This window comes from Protofrankia sp. CiP1_Cm_nod4, assembly GCF_982290645.1.
The window spans coordinates 4156-7014 of sequence record NZ_CEVIVC010000202.1 but is presented as its reverse complement, the minus strand read 5'-3'; the positions used below and the strand labels follow the sequence as shown (position 1 = coordinate 7014).

The window sequence follows — 2859 nt, the reverse complement described above, 5'->3', positions numbered from 1 at the left end:
AGTACGACGTCGCCAGGCGGACGCCCGGCCGGGAGAACAGCTCCCACAGGGTGGGGGTGACCCGGTAGAGGTTGCTGAACACCTCCACCCGCAGGCCGGCCGCCAGCGAGTGTGTCACCAGCGCGGGGAAGGCCGGGTGCATGGTCGGCTCGCCGCCGATGAACTGAACCATCTCAATGCCGTGGCCGGCGGCGTCCTCGATGAGACGCCTCCAGTCGGCGGCGGTCATTGTTCCGTGGCTGCCGCGTGGGGATGCGTCCGCGTAGCAGTGGACGCACGCGAGCTGACAACGCCCGGTGATCTCCAGCCACAGGAACCGGGCCGGAAAAGTAGCTTCAGGGATCACGTGCCGCTCCGTTTCTGGGAATATGGCCGACCGTCAGGCCCGCTCCGGCCTGGCGGCCCGTTCGCGCCCCAGGCGCGGGCCAGCGCGATGTGGACCGTTTCCAACGCCGCGTTCTGCCCGGCGGCGAAGGCCAGCGCCTCGGCCTCGGTCACCCCGCCGCCGGCCCGCCACCGGGGACATCGTCAGCCCGGTCGGAACCACTGACGCAAGTTCACAGGAATCGTTCAGCCAGGACGAGGGCACCGGCGGGGCTGTGAAGGGGCACTTTGGTTCGTCAAGGCAGTTCTCGGGGCAGTTTGGGGGCAGCTACGACGCCTGCGGAACGTCAGGACAGTCCGACCGGCTGGCTGCTGCTGGCTGTGCAAGAATTTCTTCGTCAGCTATCGGAGGTACGCCCCATGCCAGATCCCAAGCCCAACGACCTGCTTCGCCATGCCCGTCTGAGGCTCGATTCAATGCGCTCACCAGGTGAAAATATTAGTCGTCAAGAACTAGCGGATCTTGTCGCTTCATGGATCTTCCAAGAAAAGGACGGTCGAGTTGTACCTATCGACGATCATTATATCGGAAAACTCGAGCGTGGTGTAGTCAGATGGCCTCAGGAGGACTACCGTTCCGCGTTGCGCGCTATCTTCGGCGCTAAAACGGATTCCGAACTCGGATTCTACCGAAGACGGCGGGCCGAGAGCGTTCGGCCCGCTGGATTTACCGAGAACCGTCGTCAAGCCCTCGCCGCCGGGGCCGCCACTTTAGGACTGGCCGCCGCCGGTGGCCCGTTGCCTTGGATGTCCTCCAGCGCCTCCGCCATGCTGGGTGATGCAGAGCTTCGGGTTGGCAGCGAGGAAGTGGAACTGTTGCGGTCCGCCGCCGCCGACCTGGACGCCATCGACCAGCGCTTCGGCGGTGATCGGCTGTGGCGATCAGCCCGCGCTCAGTTGCTGTGGCTTCACCGTCTGCTCGACCAAGGCACCTACACCGATGGCATCAGCCAGGAACTACACAGCATCACCGGTCAACTGACCACATCGCTGGGCTGGTTCTGCTACGACGCCGGCCGGCAGACCGAGGCCAGGGTGTACTTCTCCGAGGCGCTCAACACCGCGATGCTCGCCGGCGACGACGCTCTGGCCACCCGCACCCTGTCCAACATGGCCCGCCAGTCCGTGGATCTGGGTAAGGCCCGCGAAGCCGTGCGCTTCGCCCGCATCGCCCAGGCTCACGCAGCCGAATGGTCCGCCCCGCCGCGGGTCGCAGCCCTGCTGGCCATCCGCGAGGCCCAGGGCCACGCGCGGCTCGGCGATGACGTCTCCGCCGGAAGCGCGATCAAACGTGCCTGGACCCACTTCGAGCATGGTTCCAGTCAGCGTGATCCTGACTGGACTGCCTTCCTCAACCAGGCCGAACTCACCTGTCTGGAAGGCATGTGTCGCCTTGACCTCGGTCAGCACAACCAGTCGGTGAAACTGCTGGACCGCTCCGCCGAACTCCAGGACATCGAGCACTCCCGCAACCGAGGGATGTGCCTGGCCCGGTTGGCTTATGCAGCCCTGCAGAACCGCGACCTCGACCACACCGTGGCAGCCGCCGAGGAATCACTGCGGCTCGTCGACGGCGGTATGAGCTCCACTCGGAACATGAAGCAGCTTGTACTCGTCCGCAACGGCCTCACGCTCCACCGGACCCATGACCCGGCCAGGGAAATGGCCGAACGGCTCAGCCTGTACACCGCCTGATGGCAGTGAAAGAGAAGGAGATCCACCACCGTGGCGGACATCGAATTGTGGCACCATGATGCACACGCGGTGAAGGTCATTGTCGAAGAACTCCTCGACGTCTATGCTGAGGTCTACAGCGTGCCGTCGTACGCGGGTGATCCGTTCTTCTCTGTCGACGCCTACGCCGACCGCCTCCGCGCCGCGCTGGAAATGAGCGGCTTCGAAAGCGTCACGGCCCGTGTGGGCGGCCGGCTCGTCGGCTACGTCCACGGAGTCACCCTGCCTGCCGCCATGTCCTGGTGGCTCTCCCTCGGGGAGGCCCGACCAGTAGCCGCCCGTGCCGCAGCCAAGGCTGGGAAAATTTTCTGGTTGCGCGAGCTCATGGTCCGCCCGGACGCGACCAACCAGGGCATCGGCCGTCGGTTGCATGACGCCGTCATTGCCGGGCGTGGTGAACCCTGGACCACGCTGACCTGCATCGTCGGCAACGAACCCGCGCATGGCGCCTACCTGCGCTGGGGCTACCGGATCATGGGGTGCATCAAGCACACCCCGCAATCCCCCGTGTATGACGCGATGCTGCTGGTGCCGGAACGTAGCCTGTGACGTTCGAATTCCTGTGCCCGCAGGGTTGAGACCGCGGGTATCAGGACCTGGAGTGGGTGTTGGCTCACCGACTCCGGGTCGTTGCCGTTCCGGCGTGCGATCTGTGAACCGCCCGCCGGACGATCGATTACGGCGGAACGGTGCGATCAACAGCGAACGGCGCACCCGTGACCGGTACCCCTCGGCCGGCCC

At 65.4% G+C, this 2859-nt stretch carries 3 protein-coding genes; 2 read left to right on the top strand and 1 reads right to left on the bottom strand.

All coding sequences use genetic code 11. The features are described from left to right. Positions 1 to 346: radical SAM protein (locus AC5LSR_RS22630; RefSeq protein WP_250290795.1), on the bottom strand; the 346-nt coding region annotated here is incomplete at its 3' end. 398 nt (positions 347 to 744) lie between these two features. On the opposite strand from AC5LSR_RS22630, the gene AC5LSR_RS22625 reads away from it, so the two are divergent. After that, the gene (locus AC5LSR_RS22625) at positions 745 to 2079 is read left to right on the top strand and encodes an NsdA family TPR-like regulatory protein (protein WP_250290802.1); all 1335 of its coding nucleotides are present in this window, start codon (positions 745 to 747) and stop codon (positions 2077 to 2079) included. A gap of 30 nt (positions 2080 to 2109) precedes the next feature. After that, entirely contained in the window at positions 2110 to 2667 is a 558-nt protein-coding gene (locus AC5LSR_RS22620; protein WP_250290804.1) for a GNAT family N-acetyltransferase, read from the top strand. Positions 2668 to 2859 lie beyond the last annotated feature (192 nt).